Genomic DNA, 26191 nt, shown 5'->3' with positions numbered 1-26191 from the left:
AACTCAATTTTCCTGTGCAGAGTAACAGCCTTTACCCGTAAGATTCATGCCGGTCATTCTTCTTATATGGCTGCTCTCGTCAAGTTTGCTGACTCTTCCAGGACACAAGATGAACCGTAACGACCTGCGTCGTGTCGACCTTAACCTCTTGATCGTATTCGAAACCTTGATGCATGAGCGCAGCGTGACCCGCGCCGCCGAGAAACTGTTCCTCGGCCAGCCGGCCATCAGCGCGGCGTTGTCGCGCTTGCGCGGGCTGTTTGATGACCCGCTGTTCGTGCGCACCGGCCGCAGCATGGAGCCGTCGGCCCGGGCTGTGGAAATCTTCGCCCTGCTCTCCCCGGCCCTGGACTCGATCTCCACCGCCGTCAGCCGTGCTGCCGAGTTCGACCCGGCCACCAGCACGGCGGTGTTCCGCATCGGCCTGTCCGACGACGTCGAATTCGCCCTGCTGCCCCAACTGCTCAAACGCCTGCGCGCCGAGGCGCCCGGCATCGTGCTGGTGGTGCGTCGCGTCAATTACATCCTGATGCCTGGCTTGCTGGCCTCCGGCGAAATCTCCATCGGCGTCAGCTACACCGCCGACCTGCCAGCCAACGCCAAGCGCAAAGTGCTGCGCCGCAGCCTGCCAAAACTGCTGCGTGCCGACAGCGTGCCGGGCTCCCTGAGCCTGGATGACTTCTGCGCACGGCCCCACGCACTGGTGTCCTTTGCCGGGGACCTGAGCGGCTTTATCGATGAAGAGTTGGAAAAGCTCGACCGCAAACGTCACGTGGTGTTGGCGGTGCCGCAGTTCAACGGGCTGGGGACGTTGTTGGCGGGTACTGACATCCTGGCGACCGTGCCGGATTATGCGGCAGAGGCATTGACGTCTGCGGGTGGGTTGCGGGCGGAGGATCCGCCGTTGCCGGTGCGTTCGTTTGAACTGCATATGGCGTGGCGTGGGTCGCAGGATAATGATCCGGGGGAGCGGTGGTTGCGGTCGCGGATACAGATGTTTTTTGGGGACCCCGACAGTTTGTAATCGAAGTCCCCATCAAGCTTCAAAAAAAAACCTTTAATAACATGCATGACCGACTAACCCAGTGCGCCGCAGCTTGTCTGGATCCCCTGAGTTCAAAACCGAATCAGCGGCAAATTTTGGCTCGTTAAGTTGATTGTCACATCCTGAACATTCCGCAAATCAACCTTCTCTGAGTTTACTCATGTTCTGATCTTCGCTTGGTGCAAACCTCTCCTCACCCGCTACGGGTACCCAGCCGTTCAACGGTGTCAGGAAATGCAGTTCAAAACGACGTGACAGGAACGCCCATTTTCCGTCCCGACGTTCAAACCTGTCGTGATACAACCCGCTGACTTGGACCGGGCCTTTTTCAGTGTCGACTCTTCGTGCCAGATTCCGCTCAGGAGCGACACGTCGATGCGATCGAAGGCATTGGCGTAGGCGCTGATCAGCGACTCGATGGCGGCGCGACCTCCAGGGCGTCCAGTCGGGTGTTCAATTCTTCACTGTTCATGTTGAGGTGTCCTGCGGGGGGCTTCGCAAAAGCGACAAAAGCAACCCTCTGCAAGGGTTGCACCAGGTTCGATCGGGAGGTCAGATCTGCGACAGCCCGCCGTCGACCATCAGTTCCACCCCGTTGACATATTTCGCATCGGCGGATGCGAGGAACAGCGCTGACGAGGCGATTTCTTCAGGTTGGGCCATGTATCCCAGCGGAGTGATCTGCTCGACATGGTGGCGCAGCGCGGCAATGTCGCTTTCGCTCATCTTCAAGCCGTTGTCCATCAAAGGAGTGCGGGTGAAGCCAGGGCTCAGGACATTCGTTCGGATCTTGCGGCCTTTGAGTTCGTTGGCCCAGGTCCTGGCGAAGGACCGCACGGCAGCCTTGGATGCGTTGTAGAGACTCAGTCCTTCCATGCCATTGCTGGAGCAGATAGACGCCGTCAGCACAATCGAAGCGCCGTTTTTCAACAAAGGCATCAACGTCTGAACAGTAAAAAACACGCCCTTCACGTTAATGTCGAAGAGGTTGAAGTACGCCGCCTCGGTGGTCTCGCCCAGCGGGTTCTTTTCGCAAATACCCGCGTTGGCAAACACTGCGTCCAACTGATCGTTGCGCCCCTCAATCGTCGCCTTGAGCTGATCGAGATCGGCCTGGCGCGCGACATCGGAAATAACCGCGATCGCTCTATCGCCAAGCCTGGCCACCGCAGCCTCCAGCGTGGCTGCAGAACGCCCAGTGATGTAAACACGCCTGGCGCCCTCTGCAATCAAACCCTGCGCAATCGCAAACCCGATCCCGGTGGATGCGCCGGTGACCACTGCTACCTGACCAGCGAATTTACCTGACATATCTGACTCCTCAGTCTCGTTTGTGTGGACCGACTGGAACCACAGTGCGGCCATTTTGAGAGGAATCAGGCACTCGACGGCACTGCCATAAATGAACGCTGGGCGTTCAATTTTGTGAGGCGTCAGCCCAAGTTTGATCGTTTAGATTGGGCCCCATTGATTCGGGGCATGACCCGCCATCGTGAATATTCTGGAACCGAAGGGTTCCAGGCAGGAGACCTTATGCCACAGACAAAAATCGCCCCACCGGAACCGCGGCGCTGGTTGATGTTCGCCATCTTATTGGTCGGTGCGTTTTTACCGCCGCTGGATTTTTTCATCGTGAACGTGGCACTGCCCTCGATCCAGCAATCGCTCGGCACGGCCTCCTCCGCCGAACAGTTGATCATTTCCTCGTACGCGGCGCTTTATGCCGTGACACTGATTACCGGCGGACGGCTGGGTGATATCTACGGTCGCATGAGAATGTTTTTCCTTGGCCTGGTTGGTTTCGCAGTTGCCTCACTGATCTGCGGCGTCGCCGAGTCACCTTGGGTGTTGATCGCCGGACGTTCGCTGCAAGGCGTGACGGCAGCCGTCATGGCGCCCCAGGCACTCGCTTCTGCGCAGGCTATGTTTCCCGAGTCCGAAAAGCCCTTGGCGCTGAGTCTCTATGGCGCGGTCTTTGGGCTGGCGTCAGTAGCCGGCCAGGCACTTGGCGGGATATTAATATCGCTCGACTTGATGGGCTTGGGGTGGCGGGCGATATTTCTGGTTAATCTACCGATTGCGTTGCTGGTCATTCTGATCGCCATTCCCGTGGTCAGGGAAACCCGCGCGCAACGGACAAGCAAGCTGGATCTGGGTGGAACCGTCCTGTCCATGGCGACCCTTGGGGCGCTGATCGTTCCATTGATCGAAGGGCGTGAAGCCGGCTGGCCCTTGTGGGCCTGGCTGTCGCTTGCGGCCGTACCGCTGCTGGGCTGGCTGTTCTGGCGCTACGAAGCCCGTTTGCACCAGGCGCAAGGCGCACCGTTGCTTGATCCTGTCGCATTGCGCACGCCTGGGTTGGGCCGGGCACTGCTCGTCGCCCTGACCTTCTACGCGATCGGCGTGTTTTTCCTGCTGTTTTCCATGTATTTACAGGGAGCGCTGCATACGAGCCCACTCAATGCAGGCCTGATCTTCCTTCCTTTTGGCGCGGGATTTTTGCTGGGCCCGCTTTCCACCCCTCAATTCAGGCGTTTCCTGGGGGCTTACGTGAACCCCGTCGGAATGGGGCTTGAGGTGCTGGGGTTCGTGCTCCTGGCCTGGCTCGTGACGCACACACCGATGGCCGTCACGCCCCCTGCGCTGCCCCTCGCCGTCATTCTGTTTCTGATCGGTTTCGGACAAGGACTGGCCCTGCCGACATTGATGCGAATGATCACAGGACGCGTGGCGCCCGCGTATTCCGGCATGATTGCGGGCATTGCCAGTTCTACCCTGCAAATCAGCACATCACTGAGCGTGGCGATAATAGGCGGCATTTTCTACACCCTCCTGGGCACGGATACGGACGCGGCCGCCATCACTCACGCCTTCACCGTTTCCATACTCTGCATCGCGGCATGCCTGGCCTTGGGCGCGGGACTCAGCCTAAGCCTGGCGCGCCAACCGGCTGCGCAATTGCAAACGGCAGCCCTGCGCCCAGTAAAGTGAATCATCGGCCCTGCTGCGAGCCGATCATGCTCGAGGCAAGGTCGGCAAGGGCACGAAGACTGTCCATCTGCCGCATGTCCTGGTGGTAACCCATCCAGATGTCGCGACCCGGTGGCGGTTCATGCGGATCAATCAGCCGCAGCGCCGTCAACTGGTCGCCCAGGACGCGAGGCAATACGGCGACACCCTGCCCTTGCGCGCACATGTGCGCCTGGGCTGTGCGGCTGCTACTGGTGAACACCTTACGGGCCAGAGGGTAACGCTGCTGCAGCCATTGCACATCGGGATAGTGAGACTGGGCAACACTCATGGTGATCAAACCCACCCCGTCGCCCTGCGGCTCGGGGTCAGCGGATCCGACGGCCGCGTATAACCCGTAGCTCAAGGTAGTCAGTTTGCGGTGGACAATATCGGGTTCGGTGAAAGGAACGATCCGAAAGGCAATGTCGGCATCGCGACGAGCCAGGTCAAACAATCGATGTCCTGCGATGACCTCGGGCACGATCAGCGGATAACGTCGTCCCAGTTCATTCAGGACCGGGGCCAGCACATAACAGGCGAACCAGTCGGCGCAAGAAATGCGCAACACACCTTCTGGCTGTGCGCTGTCCCCCGCAAGGCGCCTTTCGATTGCCAAGGCACTTTGCTCCATTTCCTGCGCCAGACTGAGCAGCTTTTCTCCGCTGTCGGTCAGAACCAGACCCTGGGTGGTACGCAGGAAAATGGGTTGGCCACTGGACTGCTCAAGCACCTGCAAGCGTCGCCCCACGGTCGGATGGCTGACACCCAACTGCTTGGCGGCAGCGCCCAGCGACCCGCTGCGGGCAATCGCGAGAAAGACCCGCACATCACTCCAGTCCATGCGTTACCCCGTACAAAAAAGAACAGTGAGAGTGCAGCGATGGCACTGCCGTAGCAATCTCAGGCCCGACATACTGCTCTGCATACACCTTCGTTGAAACACCAACCGGGGACTGCAAATGTCGACTTTCGGGAGTCGCGTACGACCCCTTCAACCTGACCGCAGGACCCTGACGTTCATTAAATCAAACACTGAAAAGCTTCCACAGTATCGCGTAAGGCATCTCATCATCAGCAATGTCATGCGACCGAAAATAATAAACAGCCGATGCGCTTTCCAAGCCTTTATGAACAAATGCACCGTCAGACATAACACGATAAGAGGCGTACTCCATTAACCTGTCAGAACCAAGAGCGCCAAGCGCCTCTTTTATCTGACGGTAGGTCGCACCCGCCTTCGATCTGCACAGCGACGACCACTCTTTCACGTTATCTGCCTCTAGCCTATTGCGGCCATTGATTATCCAGCCTTCGCCCCTGCCAGCCTTGAGTGCACTCTCCGCGGCTGCTTTGGCCGATCCCTCAGGCATATTCTTTACGGAGTTTATGATCTCTGATTGCCAGGCATGTAACTTTGAATCGGGCAAGGAATTCGGATAGCTCCCGCTGGCGTTGGCGTATCCGAGGTCCGAGGCGATGCGCATCACAGACTCGTTGCCGCTCAGTGTGCCTGACCCGGCAGGTGTATTTGGCAATGCGAGGCAGAAACATAAGACAAACTGCGGCTACCCTGAACACGGCTACCCTGAACACTGTCCCATTCGACAACGGCAAGAATCAGGAGTGATGGAAATGCGCAGTTTTACCCTTCAACGTATCGATCACGTTGTCTTGCGGGTCAAGGACATTGAGCGCAGCCTGGCGTTCTACACATCCGTGCTGGGGTGTGATGTCAAAAAACGCCGTGACGACCTCGGCATGATTCACCTGAGCGCTGGCACATCCATGATTGACCTGGTTGATGTGAACGGGCCGATCGGGCGTCAGGGTGGACAGCCGGCAGGCAAGCAAAGACACAATGTCGATCACGTTTGCCTGCGAGTCGAGCCGTTCGATGAACACGCCATTCTCCAGCACCTGGCGGCGGCCGGGGTATCCGCTGAAGCAGCCGTGATGCGGTATGGCGCGGAGGGAACCGGGTTATCGATGTATCTCAATGATCCTGATGATAATCAGATCGAGTTGAAAGGCCCAGCGGTGCAGGCTTGATGGCTGGAAAGCGTCGAGCCTGAGTCATCATCCGACTGTGCCAGTGAACTTGTGCACGCACCCTTCCCGGTAAATTCAATCTGTTCGACCGCGTTACGGCGCCCCCACCGTCAGGCTCCAGCGCCCTAATCGAAAGCCCCCTCGAGCACCTCATAAATAAGGCCGGAAGCAATAGCCACGAGGATCAGATCGGTGCCCGCCTGCTGCCATTCGTAGCCGTCATAATGCGGCAGCCTGCCCAGCAGGCGCCCATCGAGCTTCTTGGCAATGCCTGGAGGCAGCGGTTTGCCTCGCGCTAACTTCTTCTGTATGCCAGGCGGCAGTGATGGGCCTGGGCTCCAATAGTCACGATAGCCACCAAGCACCCCCAGGATGCCGCCACGGTCGATACTGGGGCCGTGCCCCCTATCATCGGCGTCTGCGCCTTTGCCCTTATGGCCCTGGTTGCCATGACCCTGGACGCCTTGCGCGTTACCCTTTGCGGAACCCTGGCCCTTGCCGTTGCCAGGGTCGGCCACCGCCGCCACTGGGCCCAGGACCAAAGCGAGGCACGTAACAGCAACCGCCAGCGTGCGGGGTTTGAACATGATCGTCTTCTCCGTAAGGGAACCTCCCCTGGAATGTAGTCGACATTGGCGATAAGCAGCGCGCCTGTTTTTCACATAATAAAAATAGGTAATTTTATTTCAGATATAAATAATATTAACTGATAATTAGCTTATTCCAAAAAAGACTTTCCACAAGGTTTTTTATAGATATATCTTCATTTCACAGACCGACCCCATACCTGGCGGAGGACGCATCCACACCCTCCAGGTTACCTCCATGCCCGACATCGCCTTCCCCACGCCCCTCAAGAAATTACCTCTTTCACTCCTGACCGGCTCCCTGCTCCTGACTGCAGCACCCTCTTTTGCCGAAGACGCCAAGCTCGACACCGTCACTGTGATTTCCACCGGTCTGCGTGGCCAGCAACGCACGGTGGCCGACAGCCCGGCGCCGATCGATGTGATCAACAGCGACCAGTTGCTCAAGACCGGCCGCGCCGAGTTGTCCGAAGCCATCGCCAAACTGCTGCCGTCGTTCAACTTCGGCACCAACATCGCCGGCTATAACTCGGTGACCCGCCCGCTGAGCAACCGTAGCCTGGGGCCGGCCTACACCCTGGTGCTGGTCAACGGTAAACGCCGGCATAACGGCGCCACCGGCCAGCGCGGTTCCATCGATAACAGCGGTGCGAATGCGGTGGACATCGACCTGATCCCGGTCAGCGCGGTAGACCATATCGAGGTGCTCAAGGACAGCGCTGCCGCGCAGTACGGTTCCGATGCAGTCGCTGGCGTGATCAATATCATCCTCAAGTCCGGGAAGAGCGGCGGCCACCTGGAGACCAGCTACGGTCAGTTGTATTCCGGCCAGGGCGAGACCATCAAGGTCGCGGGCGACCAGGGCTTCGAACTGGGCCAGGGCGGCTTCTTTCACTTCTCCGCCGATGCGCGCAAACGTGGCAGCGCATCGTGGAACGACAAGGCCGACAGCAGCGTGCGAGCGTTCGCTGACCCAGCCAAGGAAGCGGCCTGGGACCGGGTGGCGATCAAGAACGGCGACCCGGACCTCAAGGCCTTCAACCTGGCCTACAACGCCGAACTGCCGCTGGAAGACCTGACACTGTATTCGTTCTCCACCTACGGCGAACGCGATGCCGAGGCCGCCAACTACTTTCGCCTGCCGACTGGCACCGCCGCAGTGCCCGAGGTGTTTCCCGACGGTTACTTCCCGCTCAACAACATCAAGGACCGCGACTACCAGTTGCTGTTCGGCGGCAAGGGCCTGGTGGCCGACTGGAACTGGGACCTGAGCACCACCTACGGGCGCAACAACGTGCACCACTCCAGCGACCTGAATATCAACCCGTCGCTGGGCACCGCGTCGCCGACCAAATTCGACAACCTGGCGACCTTCCGCTTCGAGCAGTGGGTCAACAACCTGGACTTCACCCGCCGCTACGACAGCCTGTTCAACCTGACGCCGCCGGTGCAGGTCTCCGCCGGCCTGGAACACCGCTGGGAACATTTCAGTACGTTTGCCGGCGAGCGCGAGGCCTATATCACCGGCACCTACCCCGCCGCATCGGGCGCACAAGCGGCGGTGACGATTCGTCCGGAAGATGAAGTCAGCCTGATCCGCAACAACTACGCCGGTTACCTGGACCTGGGTTTCGATCTCACGGACCGCTGGTTCCTCGACGTCGCCGGGCGGGTCGAGCACTACGACGATGACTCGGGCAACACCTTCGGCCTGAAAGTGAACTCACGCTACGAACTCACCGACAGCGTGGCCGTGCGCGGCACAGTGGGCACCGGTTTCCGCGCACCCTCCCTGACCCAGATCGGCTACACCGTGGCCGACAACCGCGTGGCGACCGATGTGAACGGCAACGTGGTGCCGGCCGTGACGCGCCTGACGCCGTCCGGCAGCAACCTGGCCAAGGCGCTGGGCGGCGATGACCTCAAGCCGGAGAAATCGCGCAACCTGGGGCTGGGCCTGACCTGGCAGCCGGCGCCACGCACCAGCGTCACCGCCGACGCCTACCTGATCGACATCGATGACCGCATCGCCCTGACCAGCAATATCTACGACCGTGGCAACGGAGCGATCAACGCCATTCTCGCCGCCCAGGGCGTACCCACCGGTACCTGGGTCAACTACTACACCAACGCCTTCGACACCCGCACCAGGGGCCTGGACGTGGTGGCCGACCACACCACGCCGCTGGAGGCCTGGGGCGATGTGCGCTGGAGCCTGGGCTTCAACTGGAACAAGACCACGATTGAAGGCACTCGCGATACGCCGGCGGCACTGGCAGGCTCAGGCGTGACCCTGGTCGGCCGCGACCGCGAAGGCGACCTGACCGACGCCTCTCCCAAGACCAAGTGGATCCTGGGTGCCAACTGGAAGGTGCGGGACCTGGCCGTCAACCTGCAAACCGCGCGCTACGGCGCGGTCAAGACCCTGGCCGTCAACCCGACGGGCGACCGCAGCTTCGGCGCCAAATGGATCACCGACCTGGACGTCAGCTACACCTTCGTCGACAGCCTCACCGTGAGCATCGGCGGCACCAATATCTTCGACGTGCGCCCCGACAAACACGCGGTGTACAGCAACCTCGGCCTCGCGGCCTACGGCAACCCGCCGTTCTACCCCGGCGGCGGCTACTGGTACACCAAGCTCGCCTACGACTTCTGATCCACACGCCACATGAGGGCACACCATTGAATACCGCCAACTTGATGAGCCGTCTGCTGGCCCCCTGCGCCCTGGCGCTGAGCCTTGCCGCCTGCTCGCCCGGGCATGACACCCAGGCGGGCAAGACCCTGAACATCGCGTTTTTCGGCGATAACACCACCCTGGTCAGCGTCGATCCGTTCCAGGTGTATTGGCTGGAGCACCGCGTGCTGCTGCGCAACGTGGCCGAGTCCCTGACCGACCAGGACCCGCAGACCGGCCAGATCATTCCGTGGCTGGCCAAACGCTGGGAAGTGAGTGACGACGCCCTGACCTATACCTTCCACCTGCGTGAGGACGTGACCTTCAGCAACGGCGAGCGCTTCGACGCCAAGGCGGTGAAAACCGCCTTCGACAGCGACAAGGCACTGGCCACCGAATTGCCGGCCACCTTCGGCGCCACCTACCTGGCAGGCTTCGACCACGCCGAGGTGGTGGACGACTTCACCGTCAAGCTGGTGCTGTCCAAGCCCAATGCGGGTTTCCTGCAAGCTACCTCCACCACCAACCTGGCGATCCTCGCGCCGGCTTCCTACGCGCTGAGCGTGAAGGAACGCTCCCTGGGCAAGATCATCGGCACCGGGCCGTTCGTACTGGCCAGCTACACGCCGGAAGTCGGTGCGCACCTGACCAAGCGCAAGGGCTACGCCTGGGCCTCGGCCAATATGAAAAACCAGGGTGAAGCGCACCTGGACGCGGTGGACATCAGCTACATCCCCGAAGAAAGCGTGCGCAACGGCCTGTTCCTGCAAGGCAAGGCCGACATCCTGTGGCCGCGCAACCCGTTCTCGGAGGTCGACCTGAAGCTGTTCCAGTCCAAGGGCGCGACCATTCAGAGCCGTTCGCTGCCGGGGCCGGCGCTGAACCTGTACCCCAATACCCGTGGCGAGCGGATCCTGGCCGACCGGCACGTGCGCCTGGCGCTGCAAAAGGCCCTCGACCGCAAGAGCTACGCCGGCACCGTCTACAACGCTGAGTTCCCGGTGGTGGACGGCATCTTCGATGTGACCACGCCGTACTTCAAAAGCCAGGGTGCCAAGCTGGCCTATGACCCGGCAGGCGCCGAGCAACTGCTGGAGCAAGCCGGCTGGACCAAGGGTGCGGATGGTTACCGGCAAAAGAACGGCAAGCGCCTGAGCCTGAGCTACAACATCACCCCGGCCGAGACCGCGGGCGACGTGCTGATCCAGGACCAACTGCGCAAGGTCGGCATCGAGTTGAAACTCAGCGTGGTCACCCGCGCCGAGTGGGTCGCCAACAACTCGGCGGGCAACTATGACCTGACCATCAACTACATGACCCGTGCCGACCCGATCATCCTGCAGACCATCCTCGATCCACGCAGCGCCAACAGTTCCACGCTGGCCACCAACACCTATGAACCGGCGGTGCTGGAAAAGGCCAAGGGCTTGTTCGACGCCGGCATCACGGCCACCCAAGCCCCGCAACGCGCTGCCGCCTACGGCAGCCTGCAGGATTTACTCATCGATGAAAGCTCCGCGTTCCCGGTGTATGAGCGCGTGTGGCAGGCGGCGACCTCGCCCAAGGTAAAAAACTTCCGCTGGACCGCCGAAGGCTTCGCGCTGCTGGGTGATATCGAGATCGGCACGCCATGAGCCGCTACCTGATCGGCCGCATCGGCCAGGCGCTGCTGGTGCTGTGGGGGGCCTACAGCATCACCTATTTCATTCTGTATCTGCTGCCGGGCGACACCTTGTCGATCATGCTGAGCGCGTCGGGCATGGAGGCCGACGCGCTGTCGGTCGAGGACCTGGCCAAGGCGCGGGCCTACTACGGCCTGGATAAAGGCCTGTTCGAGCAGTATGTCGATCTGCTGTCGGGGGCGTTGCGGGGGGATTTCGGGCAGTCGCTTTCACTGAATCGCCCGGTGGCCGAGTTGCTTGCCGAACGCCTGCCGCAGACCCTGTCCCTGGCGGGCCTGGCCATCGTGTTGTCGTTGCTCGGCGGAATCGGCCTGGCCTACCTGACCGCCTACATCCGTTGGCAACCGCTGAAGAAAGCGCTGGCACGCCTGCCGTCCCTGGGCTTTTCGGTGCCGGTGTTCTGGATGGGGCTGTTGCTGATCCAGGTGTTTGCCTTCGGCCTCGGCTGGTTCCCTGCCACCGGCAGCCGGGGCCTGGAAAGCCTGGTGCTGCCGGCGATTACCCTGGCGATTCCGAGTGCGGCGGTATACGCCCAGGTGCTGCAACGCAGTTTCCAGGGGGTCTGGAAAGAGTCCTATATCACCACCGCCTACGCCAAGGGCCTGAGCCGTGGCCAGGTGCAGGCGCGGCATGGGTTCAAGAATGCGGCGCTGCCGATTCTCACCCTGATCGGCTTGCAGGTGGGCAACACCGTGTCGGGCGCGGTGTTGGTGGAGACCATCTTCGCGCGCTCCGGCATTGGCCGCCTGGCCCAGGAAGCGGTGCTGCGCCAGGACATTCCGGTAGTGCTCGCGATCGTTTCGGTATCGGCGGCGGCTTTTGTCCTTGTAAACCTGTTGGTCGACCTGTTGTACCCGTGGTTCGACCCGCGCATCTCCCACATCCCAAAGGTGTCCTAGACCATGACTGTCCTTGAGCAGAACCTGGGCCGCAATCCCCTCCCGGCCAGCCCTGCGCCGTGGCGCCGCCGCAGCCGCCTGCAACGCGTGGCGGCGACGGTGTTGCCCCTGTTGCGACGACCGGGGTTCAGCCTGGCGCTGCTGGTGGTGGTGTTTGCATGGGTGGCGGCTGTGGCGCCGCACGTGTTGAGCAGCTTCGATCCTTACGCCACCTCGCCCGTCGACAAACTGCGCGCGCCCAACCTGATCCACTGGTTTGGCACCGATGAGCTGGGACGCGACCTCTATACGCGGGTGGTGCATGGCGCCGGCCTATCGGTCCTGGCGGCGTTCCTTGCGGTGGGCATCGCCCTCTTGGGCGGGCTGGGCCTGGGCATCCTGTCGGGTTTTGCCGGGGGGCGCATCGACGCGGTGATCATGCGCTTTGTCGATGTACTGCTGGCCCTGCCCGGCCTGCTGCTGGCCCTGGCGATTGTCACGGCCATCGGCTTCGGCACGGTGCCGGTGGCGATTGCCGTGGGCATCGGCATTATTCCGGGGTTTGCCCGCACCACCCGCGCCGAGGTGCTGCGGGTCAAGACCCTGCCCTACGTCGAGGCCGCGCGCCTGGGCGGTGCCAGTTGGGGGCGCACCTTGCTGCGGCACATCCTGCCTAACGCATGGGGGCCGGTGGCCGTGCTGGCGACCCTGGACTTCGGCGCCGCGATCCTGGCCACCGCTGGCCTGAGCTTTCTCGGTTTCGGCGCCGCGCCACCAGCTGCGGAATGGGGCACCCTGATCGCCAACGGTCGACACTTCCTGATCACCGCTCCCTGGGTTTCCCTGCTGCCCGGCCTGTTCCTGGTGGCCGTGGTGTTCAGCCTCAACCATATCGCCCGCACCTTCGAGGAGATCCAGCGATGAGCGCTCTAGTAGATGTTCGTCAACTCAGCGTCAGCTATCGGCACGGCCACACGGCGGTCAATCGCCTGTCACTGAACATCGCCCAGGGCGAAACCGTGGCGATTGTCGGCGAGTCCGGCTCCGGTAAATCGACCCTGGCCAACGCTATCCTCGGTCTATTGCCGGACAGTGCGCAGATCACCGCCGGCCAGCTGTGGGTAGATGGCCACGACCTGACCCACGCCAGTGAACGCCAAAAGCGCGCATTGCGCGGCCGCACCATCGGCCTGGTGCCCCAGGACCCGATGGTCAGCCTCAACCCGACCCTGCGCGTGGGCCAGCAGATCGCCGAGGCGCTGATCCTGGCCAGGGGCAAACGCTACCCTGGCGTCGATGCGGACATTGTCGAACTGCTGCAACAGGTGGGCATCGACAAGCCCGTACTGCGTGCGCGCCAGTACCCTCATGAACTCTCCGGCGGCATGCGCCAACGCGTGCTGATTGCCATTGCCCTGGCGGGCAACCCGCGCTTGATCATCGCCGACGAACCCACCAGTGCCCTCGACGTGACGGTGCAGCGCAAGATCCTCGACCACTTGCAACGCCTGGTGAGTGAACGGGGGATTTCGCTGTTGATCATCACCCATGACCTCGGTGTGGCCGCCGACCGCGCCGACCGGATCCTGGTGATGCAACACGGTGAAGTGGTCGAACAGGGCACGCCAGGTCGGATCCTTGGCGCGCCACAACACGATTACACCCGGGCACTGATTGCCGCCGCTCCGGCGTTTGCCAAACGGCGCGAGCCCTTGCCGCGCATTGACTCGGCCCAGGCCCCGATCCTGAGCCTGCAAAACGTCGGCAAGACATTTGCGCTGCCCAAGGTCAAGGGCGAAGAATCAACGTTCGTGGCCCTCGAGGACCTCAACCTGCAGGTGTACCCCGGCCAGACCCTGGCCATCGTCGGTGAGTCCGGCTCGGGCAAGAGCACCGCGCTGCGCATCGCACTCGGCCTGGAAAAACCGACCCAGGGCCAGGTCTGGTTCGAGCAACAGGACGTCACCCACCTGAACTGGCGCGACTTCCGCCCACTGCGCCAACGCCTGCAACTGGTGCAACAGAACCCGTTCGCCGCCCTGGACCCACGCTTCACCGTGTTCGACAGCATCGTCGAACCCCTGGTGTCCTTCGGGCGGCTCAAGGGCGCCGCGCTGGAACAGGCGGCCCGGGAGTTGATCAGCCGCGTGCATTTACCGGTCAGCTACCTGGATCGGCTGCCGCGAGAGCTGTCCGGCGGCCAGTGCCAACGCGTCGCCATCGCCAGGGCCCTGGCGTTGAAACCTGACCTGTTGTTGCTCGACGAGCCAGTGAGCGCGCTGGATGTGTCGGTGCAGGCGCACATCCTTGAGCTGCTGGAAGAGCTGCAACGGGAGATGGGTATCGCGTATGTACTGGTGTCCCACGACCTGTCGGTGGTGGCCAACTTTGCCCATGAGGTGCTGGTGTTGCGCAATGGCCGGGTGATCGAGCAGGGCTCGGTGGAGCAGATCTTCCATCGGCCGGCCAGCGAGTACACGCGGGAATTGATTGCGGCCATCCCTGGCCGGCAGGTCATTGCGAGCGCCGCGTGAGACCTGTATCGCAGTGCCACACGAAACAGTTGTCGGCAACGGCGCGATCCCCGAGCATCGCGCCCCCGACCGTCGGGCTCTCCAGGGATATTCCGCGACTGTCTTTACAGCCCAGGCAAAAGACCTTTGTCATCACGCCTATTGATAGCCCCCTAACGAAACCCCCATGCTAGAGGGCTAATCTCGCGCTTATATCATTCCGAATGATAGTTACCTTTGCTTCATTCGATTCGTGACATAGCACAGCGCCGCGCATGATCCGCCCATCTCAAATACATTGGCGGATGCACCTCATGGAACAGTCACTCAAACATTTGCGCTTCCCCTTGGCCATTTTGGCGGTAGTGGTGATGAGCGCGTGCGGCAAAACGCCGGAACAAGCGGCCGCCATGCCAGCTGCCAAAGTCAGCGTGGCCAAGGTGCTGGAACAACCGGTCAACGAGTGGGATGAATTCACCGGTCGCCTGGAAGCCCCGGAAACCGTGCAGATCCGTCCGCGCGTGTCCGGCCAGATCGACCAGGTGGCCTTCACCGAAGGCGCGCTGGTGAAGAAAGGCGACCTGCTGTTCCAGATCGACCCGCGTCCGTTCCAGGCCGAAGTGCGTCGCCTTGAAGCCCAGCTTGCCCAAACCAAAGCTGCCGCGACCCGCAGCGATAACGAAGCGCAACGTGGCGAACGCCTGCGCCAGAGCAATGCGATCTCCGCTGAACTGGCCGACTCGCGCACCACCGCCGCCCAGGAAGCCCGCGCCGCCGTCGCAGGGATCCAGGCGCAGCTGGACCTGGCCAAGCTGAACCTGAGCTTCACCCGCGTGACTTCGCCGATCAGCGGCCGCGTCAGCCGTGCCGAAATCACCGCCGGCAACCTGGTGACCGCCGACGTCACCGCGCTGACCAGCGTGGTTTCCACCGACAAGGTCTACGCCTACTTCGACGCCGATGAGCGGGTGTTCCTCAAATACACCGAGCTGGCCCGCCAAGGCCGTCGTGGCGCCACCACTCCGGTGTACCTGGGCCTGTCCAACGAAACCGGCAACCCGCACCTGGGCCAGATGAACTTCGTCGACAACCAGGTCAACCCGGCCACTGGCACCATCCGTGGTCGCGCCGTGTTCGACAACAGCAAGGGCGAATACACCCCTGGCCTGTACGCCCGCCTGAAGCTGGTCGGCAGCGGCACCTACTCTGCCGTGCTGATCAACGATGAAGCCGTGGGCACCGACCTGGGCAAGAAGTTCGTGCTGGTGATGGAAGGCGACAAGCCGGCCTACCGCGCAGTGGAACTGGGGCCGAAGATCGAAGGTTTGCGCATCGTGCGCAGCGGCCTGAACAAGGACGACACCATTATCGTCAAGGGTCTGCAGCGTGTGCGCCCAGGGTCGCCGGTCGCCCCGGAAACCATTCCGATGGCCAGCAAGGAAACCCTCGCCGCCTTGGCCCAACAACGACAAGCACTTGAAGCCAGCAACCTGGAGCAAGTGGCGCCGGAAAAAACCGCGCCCAAGCTCGCAGCCGTTGCAGCTCCACGCGGTTAAGGGAAACGACTCAAGATGAATTTTTCCAAGTTCTTCATTTCGCGGCCGATCTTCGCAGCAGTGCTCTCACTGTTGATCCTGATCGCTGGTGCGATCTCGCTGTTCCAATTGCCGATCAGCGAATACCCGGAAGTGGTGCCGCCGACCGTAGTGGTACGCGCCAACTTCCCGGGCGCCAACCCCAAGGTCATCGGTGAAACCGTGGCAGCACCTCTCGAGCAGGCGATCACCGGCGTCGAGAACATGTTGTACATGTCCTCGCAGTCGACCGCCGACGGCAAGCTGACCCTGACCATCACCTTCGCCCTGGGCACCGACCTGGACAACGCGCAGGTGCAAGTGCAAAACCGTGTGACCCGGACTCAGCCGAAACTGCCTGAGGAAGTGACGCGCATCGGTATCACCGTGGACAAGGCCTCCCCCGACCTGACCATGGTGGTGCACTTGACCTCTCCGGATCAGCGCTACGACATGCTCTACCTGTCCAACTACGCCTTGCTCAACGTGAAGGATGAGTTGGCGCGCCTCGGCGGTGTGGGTGACGTGCAGCTGTTCGGCATGGGCGACTACTCCCTGCGTGTATGGCTGGACCCGAACAAGACCGCTTCGCGCAACCTGACTGCGACTGATGTAGTGACCGCGATCCGCGAGCAGAACCGTCAAGTGGCCGCCGGTGCCCTGGGTGCGCAACCCGCGCCGACCGCCACCGCGTTCCAGTTGTCGGTGAACACCCAGGGTCGCCTGGTGACCGAGGAAGAGTTCGAGAACATCATCATTCGCTCCGGCGCCAACGGTGAAATCACGCGGTTGAAAGACATCGCTCGGGTGGAGCTGGGTTCCAGTCAATACGCCCTGCGCTCGTTGCTCAACAACCAGCCGGCCGTGGCCATCCCGATCTTCCAGCGCCCTGGCTCCAACGCCATCGAGATCTCCAACGAAGTGCGCGGCAAGATGGAAGAGCTGAAAAAGAGCTTCCCGCAAGGCATGGACTACAGCATCGTCTATGACCCGACCATCTTTGTGCGTGGCTCCATCGAAGCGGTGGTGCATACCCTGTTCGAAGCGCTGATCCTGGTTGTGCTGGTGGTGATCCTGTTCCTGCAGACCTGGCGCGCCTCGATCATTCCGCTGGTGGCGGTGCCGGTATCGTTGATCGGTACGTTTGCGGTAATGCACCTGTTCGGTTTCTCGCTCAACGCGCTGTCGCTGTTCGGCCTGGTACTGGCCATCGGTATCGTGGTGGACGACGCCATCGTGGTGGTGGAGAACGTCGAGCGGAACATCGAGCTGGGCCTGGACCCCTTCCCGGCCACTGAAAAAGCCATGAGCGAAGTGACCGGCCCGATCATCGCCACTGCGTTGGTGCTGTGTGCGGTGTTCGTGCCCGCGGCATTCATCAGCGGCTTGACCGGGCAGTTCTACAAGCAGTTCGCCTTGACCATTGCGATCTCGACGGTGATCTCGGCGTTCAACTCGCTGACCTTGTCCCCTGCCCTGGCGGCGGTGTTGCTCAAGAGCCATAACGCGCCGAAGGATGGGTTCTCCAAGTTCCTCGACAAGTTGCTGGGTGGCTGGTTGTTCAAACCGTTCAACCGCTTCTTCGACAAGGCCAGCCATGGCTACGTCGGTACCGTACGCCGGGTGATCCGTGGCAGTGGTATCGCGCTGTTCCTGTATGCCGGCCTGATGGTCCTGACCTGGCTGGGCTTTGCCCACACGCCAACCGGTTTCGTACCGGCCCAGGACAAGCAATACCTGGTGGCCTTCGCCCAACTGCCGGACGCCGCGAGCCTGGACCGTACCGAGGACGTGATCAAGCGCATGTCCGACATCGCCCTGAAACAACCGGGCGTGGAAGCCGCCGTGGCCTTCCCGGGCCTGTCGATCAACGGTTTCACCAACAGCCCGAACAGCGGCATCGTGTTCGTGACCTTGAAGCCGTTCGACGAGCGTAAAGACCCGAGCATGTCCGCCGGCGCGATTGCCGGTGCCTTGAACGGCAAGTACAGCAGCATCCAGGAAGCCTACATGGCGATCTTCCCACCGCCGCCGGTACAGGGCCTGGGTACGATCGGCGGCTTCCGCCTGCAGATCGAAGACCGGGGCAACCTGGGTTACGACGAGCTGTACAAAGAAGTGCAGAACATCATCACCAAGAGCCGTACCACACCGGAACTGTTCGGCCTGTTCACTAGCTACACGGTCAACGTGCCCCAGGTCGATGCCGCCATCGACCGTGAAAAGGCCAAGACCCACGGCGTGGCGATCAGCGACATCTTCGACACCCTGCAGATCTACCTGGGTTCGTTGTATGCCAACGACTTCAACCGCTTCGGCCGGACCTACCAGGTCAACGTGCAGGCTGAGCAACAGTTCCGCCTCGATGAAGACCAGATCGGCCAACTGAAAGTGCGCAACAACAAAGGCGAAATGATCCCGTTGGCGACCTTCATCAAGGTCAGCGACACCTCGGGCCCGGACCGCGTGATGCACTACAACGGCTTTATCACCGCCGAAATCAATGGCAACGCTGCACCGGGCTACAGTTCGGGCCAGGCTCAGGCGGCCATCGAGAAACTGCTGAAAGACGAACTGCCCAACGGCATGACCTACGAGTGGACCGACCTGACCTATCAGCAAATCCTCTCGGGCAACACCGCGCTGTTCGTGTTCCCGCTCTGCGTACTGCTGGCGTTCCTGGTACTGGCCGCCCAATACGAAAGCTGGAGCCTGCCATTGGCGGTGATCCTGATCGTACCGATGACCCTGTTGTCGGCGATTACCGGGGTGATCATCTCGGGCGGTGACAACAACATCTTTACCCAGATCGGCTTGATCGTACTGGTGGGCCTGGCGTGCAAGAACGCGATTCTGATCGTCGAGTTCGCCAAGGATAAACAGGCAGAAGGCCTCGACCCGCTCGCTGCGGTACTGGAAGCCTGCCGTCTGCGTCTGCGGCCGATCCTGATGACCTCGTTCGCTTTCATCATGGGTGTGGTACCCCTGGTGTTGTCCAGCGGTGCCGGTGCCGAGATGCGTCATGCCATGGGCGTGGCGGTGTTCTCCGGGATGATCGGTGTGACCTTCTTCGGTCTGTTGCTGACGCCAGTGTTCTACGTACTGATCCGTCGCTCTGTGGAGCGCAGCGAAGCGCGCAAAGCGGCCAAGGCCTTGAAGCTGGAGACACAGCAATGAGTGTGAAAGTATTCCTGCCGAGCTTGCTGGTCCTGGCGCTGAGCGCCTGTGCCGTGGGCCCGGACTACAAAGCCCAGACTCCGGAGGCGGCCAATATCACGGCCGCTGCCGACGCCAAAAAGTATGACCACGCCAAGTTCGAAGGCATTTGGTGGCAGCAGTTCGAAGACCCGACCCTCAACCAGTTGGTGACCCAATCGCTGCAAGGCAACCGTGATTTGCGCGTCGCTTTTGCCCGTCTGCGGGCGGCCCGAGCGATCCGCGATGACGCCAGCAATGACGCGATGCCGACCATCACCAGCCGCGCCAGCAGTGACCTGGCCAAGGGTCAAATCCCGGGCCAGACCACCAAGCGTGTCAACAGTGAGCGTTACGACCTCGGTCTGGACATGGCCTGGGAACTGGACCTGTTCGGTCGCATCCAGCGCAACCTGGAAGCCACCGACGCCGACCAGCAAGCCGCCGAGGCTGACTTGTACCAGTTGCAAGTCACCATGATTGCCGAACTGGTGGATGCCTACGGTCAGCTGCGTGGTGCGCAACTGCGTGAACGCATTGCTTTGGACAACCTGAAGAACCAGCAGGAATCGCGCACCATCACGGTCAGCCTGCGCGATGCCGGTGTGGGCGACCAGCTCGACGTGGAGCGTGCCGACGCACGCCTCGCCGCGGTCGAAGCCAGCGTGCCGCAACTGCAGGCCGAGCAAGTGCGCGAGCGTAACCGCATCGCTACCCTTCTCGGCCAGCGTCCCGACAAATTGACAGTCGACCTGAGCCCGAAAGACCTGCCGGCGATTGCCAAGGCCTTGCCGATTGGCGATCCGGGGCAACTGCTGCAACGTCGCCCGGACATCCTCAGCGCCGAACGCAAACTGGCCGCCGCCACTGCGCGTATCGGCGTGGCCAAGGCCGACCTCTTCCCACGGGTCAGCCTCAGCGGCTTCCTCGGCTTTACCGCCGGGCGCGGTTCCCAGATCGGCTCGTCCGCCGCGAATGCCTGGGCCCTCGGCCCGAGCATCACCTGGGCCGCCTTCGACCTGGGCAGCGTGCGCGCCCGTTTGCGCGGCGCCGATGCCGAAGCGGATGGTGCCCTGGCGACCTACGAGCAGCAAGTGCTGCTGGCCCTGGAAGAGTCCGAGAACGCCTTCAGCGACTACGGCAAGCGTCAGCAACGCCTGGTTTCGCTGATCCGCCAAAGCGAATCCAGCCGCGCCGCCGCCGACCTGGCCGCGATCCGCTACCGCGAAGGCACCGTGGACTTCCTGGTGCTGCTGGACGCGCAACGCGAGCGCCTGGCCGCCGAAGATTCCCAGGCCCAGGCCGAAGTGGACCTGTATCGCGGCATCGTCGCGATCTACAAGGCTCTGGGGGGGGGCTGGCAGCCGGACACGGTGGTCGCCAGCGCCAAGTGAGGTAAAGAGCTCCTTTGGTTGGTCGCATCCAGCCAATTTTTTGCCCCGTGGTCCATTCGGTCACGGGGCTTTTTTTGGCCTGGGCAGCAGTGAAGGGCTGTATCAGATTCTCGGGTTCAGAATGCTTTCCCCCTCAGGTGTCAATGCCTTGAAGAACGGTCCGTCCGCTTTGATTTGTGCCAATGCATACAACACGCGCGCTAGCCTGCCATTGCCGTCGCCATAGGGGTGAAATCGGACCGCTGCCGCGAACAGGCCGTCCGCCAGAAGCCACTTGCCTTCCTGTGCGCTTTGAGCAAGTTCAGGCAATAGCTTCTCGAACCCCGCGTGCCCGATCTCCGACGCCATATAAACAGGGTCGCTGCTGGAGCGGAAGTCACGATAAGGTTCACCCGGCCCGGGTTTGTAGACCTGCGCATGAATCTCATCAATCGTGTGAATGTCAGTCAGGTCGGCGTCTCGGTTACGCCACAACACGCCCCGAACCTCGTCCGCCGTTAAACCATCGGAGCGACTCGTATCGACAATCCACTCCGCCGCCTTTTCGTAGGGATTACCCAGTTTGAGCTCGCGAGGGACCAACGGGGTGCTGTCCAGCAGGGATCTCATTGCGGTGTTGGTTGCCTCCAAACGGGCACGGTCCTTTGCCAGGCGACGCAAACCATGGCCTACCTCGCCCTGTAACGTGCCCCAGGCAAAGCGCTGACGCGGGACGCCAAGACCGTCCAGCTTCAAGTTGTCACGAATGGATTGAACAACGGTGGCTTTATCGGTGGAACCCATCAGCGCCCGGGCGTCATCACTTAGCAACAGTCGGTTTACCAGATAGTCGATCTTGTCCTCGTCCGACAGTGAACCCCAGTTTTTCGGACCCAACAATTGAAATCCTGGATTATCAATAGCAAGGGGGGGCGGTGCAGCGCTGGATATGGGTACTTGAAGGCCGGGTTTACGGTTCGCAATATCCTGGGCGCGCACGCGAGCAATCCCACGTACGGAAGTGCTCACTTTGTCCAGCGGCGTAGGGCCGGACGCTGCATTCGGTTGCGCGAGGGTTGGCTTGCTCCAGCCGTAACTGAGCAGGTGGCCGCCCTCGATAAACTGCTTAGGCCCGGGTGCGGAAAAACCTGAAAAAGCTGCCTCTGCCGACCGCAGGTTGGAAAAGTCCTTGTACTTGATCAGTGCCTTGTTCGTAGCAGCCTGATAGGCCTGCATTAATGCCGGCTCCGGCAGAATCATCGGGTCTGTAAACGAGGGCATGCCTTTATTGGCAAACTGTGGCGCCGTCAGATCAAACGCGTAGGTTTTGCCCTTGAAGTCGCCTATAGGTAAAAAATGGTTGAATACACCGTCCGGGTTGCGCGAACTCCAGATCAGCATCGCTCGAAACTTGATGTTTTCAAACCCATTTGTACGCATGAATTCGGCAACCGTTTCCGCGGCGCTTGCGCACTGTCCTGCGGGAGCCATGAAAGCATTGTGCAGCTTGGGATTGGCGCGCAATGTGTCCATGAACCCATGCATCTCAACGGGTAGTGCTCGTGAAGGGCTGCCTTCAATCTGTCGAAAGGGCTCGATTCGGGTATCAACGTCAGGCGCGCTTGTGGGCGCCGCAAGTACGCGGGTCGGTGGCTTTTTGAATGATATTGAAGGCGGTGATAAGCGTAATTCTGAGGTTTTGACGAGGGCACTGAATCCTTTGTTGGTATCCTGAAGATGTGCCAACGCATAGAGTGTCCTTGCCAATGGATCGTTATTAGTCGCATAGGGTTTAAAACTCTGGGTCAACCCGAACAACCATTCAGCTCGGGACAATCCCGTTGGAACACCCGAGTTCTTCAGTTGGTGTGCAAATGCACCACGAGCGATATCAGACCCCATCTGACCAGCTTCTCCACTGAGGCGAACCGCTTCTTCGGAAGTCCCGCTGATTGCCCGATGAATATCATCAATCACACTGATTTTGCTCAAATCGGCCTGCTGAAACTGCGCAATAACCCGCTGCAAACGCCCTTCCGGTATCCAGGGGCTGCTGGACGCCGCAATCCAGCCCGCCGCCCTCTGCACAGGTGGCCCACTGACGGCGCGTGTCTCAATGGTCGGCGGCTGCTTATGCAGTTGTTTTATAAACTGGTCCACGGTATCGAGGCGTTTTGAATCAGATTCAAGCAATGCTTTTGCAGGATTGATTTCACTACGTTCACTCTTCCAATTCGTCGCTGTCGTGAGATCACGTCGCAAATTATTGGCAATCGACTGTCTGACAGACTGCTCACTGGTCCGCGCGATCAACTTCTTGCCGATACGGGAGGCCATTAACTTAGTCGACAAGTAACTGACCTTTTGTGCATCGGTCATTTGGTTCCAGATCGTTGGTGTTCCTGCTACCCCTTGGATGCCTGGCGCCGCTCCTGATGCCACAACATGGCCCGTTGCAGATGAAGAGCCTGCACTTTTAGGGAGCAATGCAGCCGCACTTGCCGGCGAGTGGGAAGCAGAAGCGGCAGGGCGAAAGTTGATCCCGTACTTGCGTGCCAGCACGTTGTTTATTATGCGAAACGTATCAGGCCGAATAATGTATTCCTTGGAAAAACGGTAATAATTCACCGCCGAGGCCAATGTATTTGCCCCTTTTGCTCCGCCAATCGCCAAAGGAATGCCGAGTGAAATAGCCGTTGAAATAAGAGATACCCAAGCGGACGTTTTGGCGGTATCTCGCTCCGTCGGATCGTCGCTGATTTCAGCTTTCAACGCGTGGGCGCCTGCGCTGGCCAACCCCAGGCCAGTGGCGTAGATCATCCCTTTCAATGCGGCGCCGCTGCCGGGAGCGCCGAACATAAATATTAAGCCTTGGACCTTCAGAAACTCGGTGAGGACATCCAGTGCTTTGAGCGAATAGTACTCCCAATCAGCAAAAATCAACGTGTCAATATCTGATTCGACACGTTCCATATTTGACTTGAACAAAGAGGCGCTCAGTTGCTGTATGCTTTCCTGGGCGGTAAAGGTCAAGGGTTTGATATTGACCTGGCCACCGTTACGGCCCATCCCTATTTGAACGTTTGTCGACATCTTTGTTCGAGTGACCTCAAACACCTGTGGATTCCTGGCGGCCTTAATTTGCTCAATGAGCGGCAGTTTTATACGGATCCAGCTTTTGAATTTTTCATCTTTTGGGTAAACAGGCATCCCCTCAGTATAAGACGCCCCGAACTTCCAGTAGCTATTACGTTTTTCACTGATATAAAAACAGTTGTCGTCATCCACACTACACAGGACCGCCGCCTGCCCTTGAGTGACAGCAAACACACCATTGACCTTCGCGCCATGAAATTCAACCTCAGATGCCTTTAATTCTCCATTCAGAAAACGACTCATCAACACATGACCAGGATGCTCAATGGAAGTGTTGGAGAGATAGTTAAATGCAGCATTCTTGATCCTGCCATCATAGAAGTCTACCCATTTCTGCTCTATGTCTGGCCGAGATTTATAAGCAGAAAGCTCAGCCTCCAATGCCGGCCCCAATGAATGTTTAATAAATTTGACTAGCTGCGGATGGGAAACGCGGGAAACCTTATAGCCCATATCGAGATATCCGCGCATCGATCTTATCTCCTTCAAGTAAGTACCGGTGATGACTTCCTTGAGCGTGAAATATTTTTTACGTTCTACTGTAGCCACGATATTGTAGTTAAGGTTGCGTGACTGGTCTTCCTCGTACCAAACGGTTATCGTGCTGTTAAGTCGCAGACTCACGGTCTCTCCCGTCTTCCTTTCAAATGCCTTGATACGCTGAATGATCATTTCGTCCAATGCAGCAGACGGTTCCAGAATGGGTGCATAAAGGTTGGTCATCCATTCGAGGGAGTCTTTAATGTGCGCTTCCAGACTACTGGTCAATTTTTTCTCATACGTCGCTTGGAGTTCGGTACGCTGAATTTCGAAGCGCTGCAATCCCGTGGTAATCGCCCCTGCCAGCATCTTGTCATCCACCTCGGCACCGATGCCTCCAGCGTTTCGCACAAGCTCACCATTGGTCTGGTTTTCGCCATGGGCACGATGCTTCAGCATTGCGTCGACTGAGCCTGTCCGTGCAACCGAAAGGTTGCCATCATCCACACTGCGAGGGGCGCGAGACTTCACTGTGTACAACTGATCCAGAAACACTTGCCCGATCGATACATCCGGGTGATCAGGCAGTGCCTGTTCGAGTGCGATATCCACCTCTGCGTCCAGCATCGGCAAGCGATCGCTTGAATACGTCCTTCGTTCGTTATCTTCCAGTCCTGGGGAAGCTGGCAGGAACCAGTTGCTATAAAACGTACTGATGCCGCCATAGGCGGCAAGCACCCCCAACGCAAGCACAGGGTGTTCTCCGACAGCATCGCCGACGCGTTGCGTCAGTAGAACCCCCTTGCCGAGCAACCAACTGCCCAAGGCAATGCCCAAGCGTTGCATCTCTGGCGTGTAACCTTGCTCCTCAACAGGCCCTGTGGTTTCACGGTAGACACCATTGGCGCCCGTGGCGTAACGACCCGACATCGGCGGACTGGCTTGGCTGAGCACGTCTTTGAGCAGGACTCTGACTTCCTCCAACTCGACACCTTCGGCACCCGGCAGGCTCAACGCGGCATCGATGCGGCTCAGCACCTGCCGGGTTTGAGAAGTGAACGACGCCAACCATTGTTTATCCGCAGGGGCGGCCTCTGCGTGTTTTTCCCGAAGATCATCGACAACATTAGGACCATGGTCGACTGCGGCCATCCGCAGCTCGTCCTCGTAGTACATCTGGGCCTGGTTGACCTGCAGCAGGTCGGGCCGCACACACTGTTTGTTGTACATGCCCTTGATTCCATCAGCAGCATCCAGAATCCCCTGCCCGGCCTGCTGTAACCCCAAATAGGTCTGCACGTTAAACAGTGGCAGTAGCGGCGCCGTGTCCTTCGCCAAGGTTTCGCCGACATCGATGGCGAAGGCAAACTTGGCGGCCTCGAAACGCTCTCTCAGTCGATTGACATGGACGCTGACCACGGCGGCCTTATCGCCAGTGAGCCCACGCAGGCTGTCCTCGGCGTCCATCAGTTGCTCGCCCATTTGCGCAAGCGCTTCAGCCTTGGCGAGGGGAATATAGCGGTTGTTCAACCTGGCCAGCCGCTCTCTGGCCTTCCACGCCTGTTGCAGGGACCGATTGGGTGTATGCCCCGGCTGATGCCCTGACCCCGCCATTTGCACACTCACCCACAGGTCCTTGATTTTCTGGCGGGTGCTGAGCGGTCGTGGACGAACATCTTCATATGCCGCCCGTAACATATGGTGTTGATAGGCGTCGGACTCACGTTTTATCTGAGTGCGTAACTGGTTCAGCTCGTTGCCGAGCGCTTCGCTTTCCTTGCGAGGTATTGCATTCGTAGCCACTGGCAACTGCGCCACGGCAGCGTTACCCGGCCCTGATTCACCGGCAGTGAGAGATTGAGAGGTTATCGACAGCGGCATCTGACAGACTCTTCAGCGAGGAAAGATGCCTGAGAGTTGCGGATTGAGCGCTTGGCTCCTATCGGATAAGTCGCAGTGCGTTGTGG

General features: G+C 60.2%; 16 protein-coding genes. 11 read left to right on the top strand and 5 right to left on the bottom strand.

Going from position 1 to position 26191, the window contains the following annotated elements; translation table 11 throughout:
* Positions 1-109 precede the first annotated feature (109 nt).
* The gene (locus BM026_RS23455) at positions 110-1024 is read left to right on the top strand and encodes a LysR family transcriptional regulator (RefSeq protein ID WP_028616088.1); all 915 of its coding nucleotides are present in this window, start codon (positions 110-112) and stop codon (positions 1022-1024) included.
* Between the two features lie 573 nt (positions 1025-1597).
* Here the strand turns inward: BM026_RS23455 and BM026_RS23445 are convergent.
* The gene (locus tag BM026_RS23445) at positions 1598-2356 is read right to left on the bottom strand and encodes an SDR family oxidoreductase (RefSeq protein ID WP_093120958.1); all 759 of its coding nucleotides are present in this window, start codon (positions 2354-2356) and stop codon (positions 1598-1600) included.
* Positions 2357-2578: 222 nt separating this feature from the next.
* Between BM026_RS23445 and BM026_RS23440 the strand changes: the two genes are divergently transcribed.
* Entirely contained in the window at positions 2579-4036 is a 1458-nt protein-coding gene (locus BM026_RS23440; RefSeq protein ID WP_093530254.1) for an MFS transporter, read from the top strand.
* 1 nt (position 4037) lies between these two features.
* Here BM026_RS23440 and BM026_RS23435 read toward each other — a convergent pair whose 3' ends face one another.
* Positions 4038-4898 carry a LysR family transcriptional regulator gene (locus tag BM026_RS23435; protein WP_092250113.1) on the bottom strand — a complete coding sequence of 287 codons (861 nt, stop codon included), beginning with the start codon at positions 4896-4898 and terminating at the stop codon, positions 4038-4040.
* A 184-nt stretch (positions 4899-5082) separates the two neighbouring features.
* Positions 5083-5541 carry a hypothetical protein gene (locus BM026_RS29230; RefSeq protein WP_175507966.1) on the bottom strand — a complete coding sequence of 153 codons (459 nt, stop codon included), beginning with the start codon at positions 5539-5541 and terminating at the stop codon, positions 5083-5085.
* A gap of 148 nt (positions 5542-5689) precedes the next feature.
* Here BM026_RS29230 and BM026_RS23425 point away from each other — a divergent pair, with 148 nt between their 5' ends.
* Positions 5690-6106, top strand: coding sequence for a VOC family protein (locus BM026_RS23425; protein WP_093530252.1), 417 nt, complete (start codon positions 5690-5692; stop codon positions 6104-6106).
* Positions 6107-6231: 125 nt separating this feature from the next.
* Here BM026_RS23425 and BM026_RS23420 read toward each other — a convergent pair whose 3' ends face one another.
* Positions 6232-6693: an anti-virulence regulator CigR family protein gene (locus tag BM026_RS23420; protein WP_093530250.1), complete on the bottom strand. Its 462-nt coding sequence runs from the start codon at positions 6691-6693 to the stop codon at positions 6232-6234.
* Between the two features lie 238 nt (positions 6694-6931).
* Here BM026_RS23420 and BM026_RS23415 point away from each other — a divergent pair, with 238 nt between their 5' ends.
* The 8 genes from BM026_RS23415 to BM026_RS23380 all read left to right on the top strand — a co-directional run bounded on the left by BM026_RS23415 (position 6932) and on the right by BM026_RS23380 (position 20609).
* Positions 6932-9352, top strand: coding sequence for a TonB-dependent receptor plug domain-containing protein (locus BM026_RS23415; protein ID WP_093513211.1), 2421 nt, complete (start codon positions 6932-6934; stop codon positions 9350-9352).
* Between the two features lie 44 nt (positions 9353-9396).
* Complete coding sequence (locus BM026_RS23410; RefSeq protein WP_175507971.1) at positions 9397-11007, top strand: ABC transporter substrate-binding protein; 1611 nt, start codon at positions 9397-9399, stop codon at positions 11005-11007.
* On the top strand, positions 11004-11954 hold the full coding sequence (locus tag BM026_RS23405) for an ABC transporter permease (protein WP_093120951.1): 951 nt from the start codon (positions 11004-11006) through the stop codon (positions 11952-11954). Before BM026_RS23410 ends, BM026_RS23405 begins: the two co-directional genes overlap by 4 nt.
* 3 nt (positions 11955-11957) lie before the next feature.
* The gene (locus tag BM026_RS23400; RefSeq protein ID WP_093513208.1) at positions 11958-12857 is read left to right on the top strand and encodes an ABC transporter permease; all 900 of its coding nucleotides are present in this window, start codon (positions 11958-11960) and stop codon (positions 12855-12857) included.
* Positions 12854-14467 carry a dipeptide ABC transporter ATP-binding protein gene (locus tag BM026_RS23395; protein WP_093530246.1) on the top strand — a complete coding sequence of 538 codons (1614 nt, stop codon included), beginning with the start codon at positions 12854-12856 and terminating at the stop codon, positions 14465-14467. The genes BM026_RS23400 and BM026_RS23395 overlap by 4 nt, the downstream gene beginning before the upstream one ends.
* 293 nt (positions 14468-14760) lie before the next feature.
* Positions 14761-16002, top strand: coding sequence for a multidrug efflux RND transporter periplasmic adaptor subunit MexE (mexE, locus tag BM026_RS23390; RefSeq protein ID WP_071488457.1), 1242 nt, complete (start codon positions 14761-14763; stop codon positions 16000-16002).
* A 15-nt stretch (positions 16003-16017) separates the two neighbouring features.
* Positions 16018-19197: an efflux RND transporter permease subunit gene (locus BM026_RS23385; protein ID WP_071488416.1), complete on the top strand. Its 3180-nt coding sequence runs from the start codon at positions 16018-16020 to the stop codon at positions 19195-19197.
* A complete protein-coding gene (locus BM026_RS23380; protein WP_093530244.1) occupies positions 19194-20609 on the top strand; it encodes an efflux transporter outer membrane subunit in 1416 nt (471 codons plus the stop codon). Before BM026_RS23385 ends, BM026_RS23380 begins: the two co-directional genes overlap by 4 nt.
* A 102-nt stretch (positions 20610-20711) precedes the next feature.
* Here the strand turns inward: BM026_RS23380 and BM026_RS23375 are convergent, their stop codons facing one another.
* The gene (locus BM026_RS23375; RefSeq protein ID WP_093530242.1) at positions 20712-26105 is read right to left on the bottom strand and encodes a hypothetical protein; all 5394 of its coding nucleotides are present in this window, start codon (positions 26103-26105) and stop codon (positions 20712-20714) included.
* Positions 26106-26191: the final 86 nt, after the last annotated feature.

The organism is Pseudomonas sp. NFPP24 (genome assembly GCF_900112095.1).
Taxonomy (GTDB): Bacteria; Pseudomonadota; Gammaproteobacteria; order Pseudomonadales; family Pseudomonadaceae; genus Aquipseudomonas; species Aquipseudomonas extremorientalis.
The sequence above is the reverse complement of the archived record's forward strand: the minus strand, read 5'-3'. Positions and strand labels throughout refer to the sequence as shown.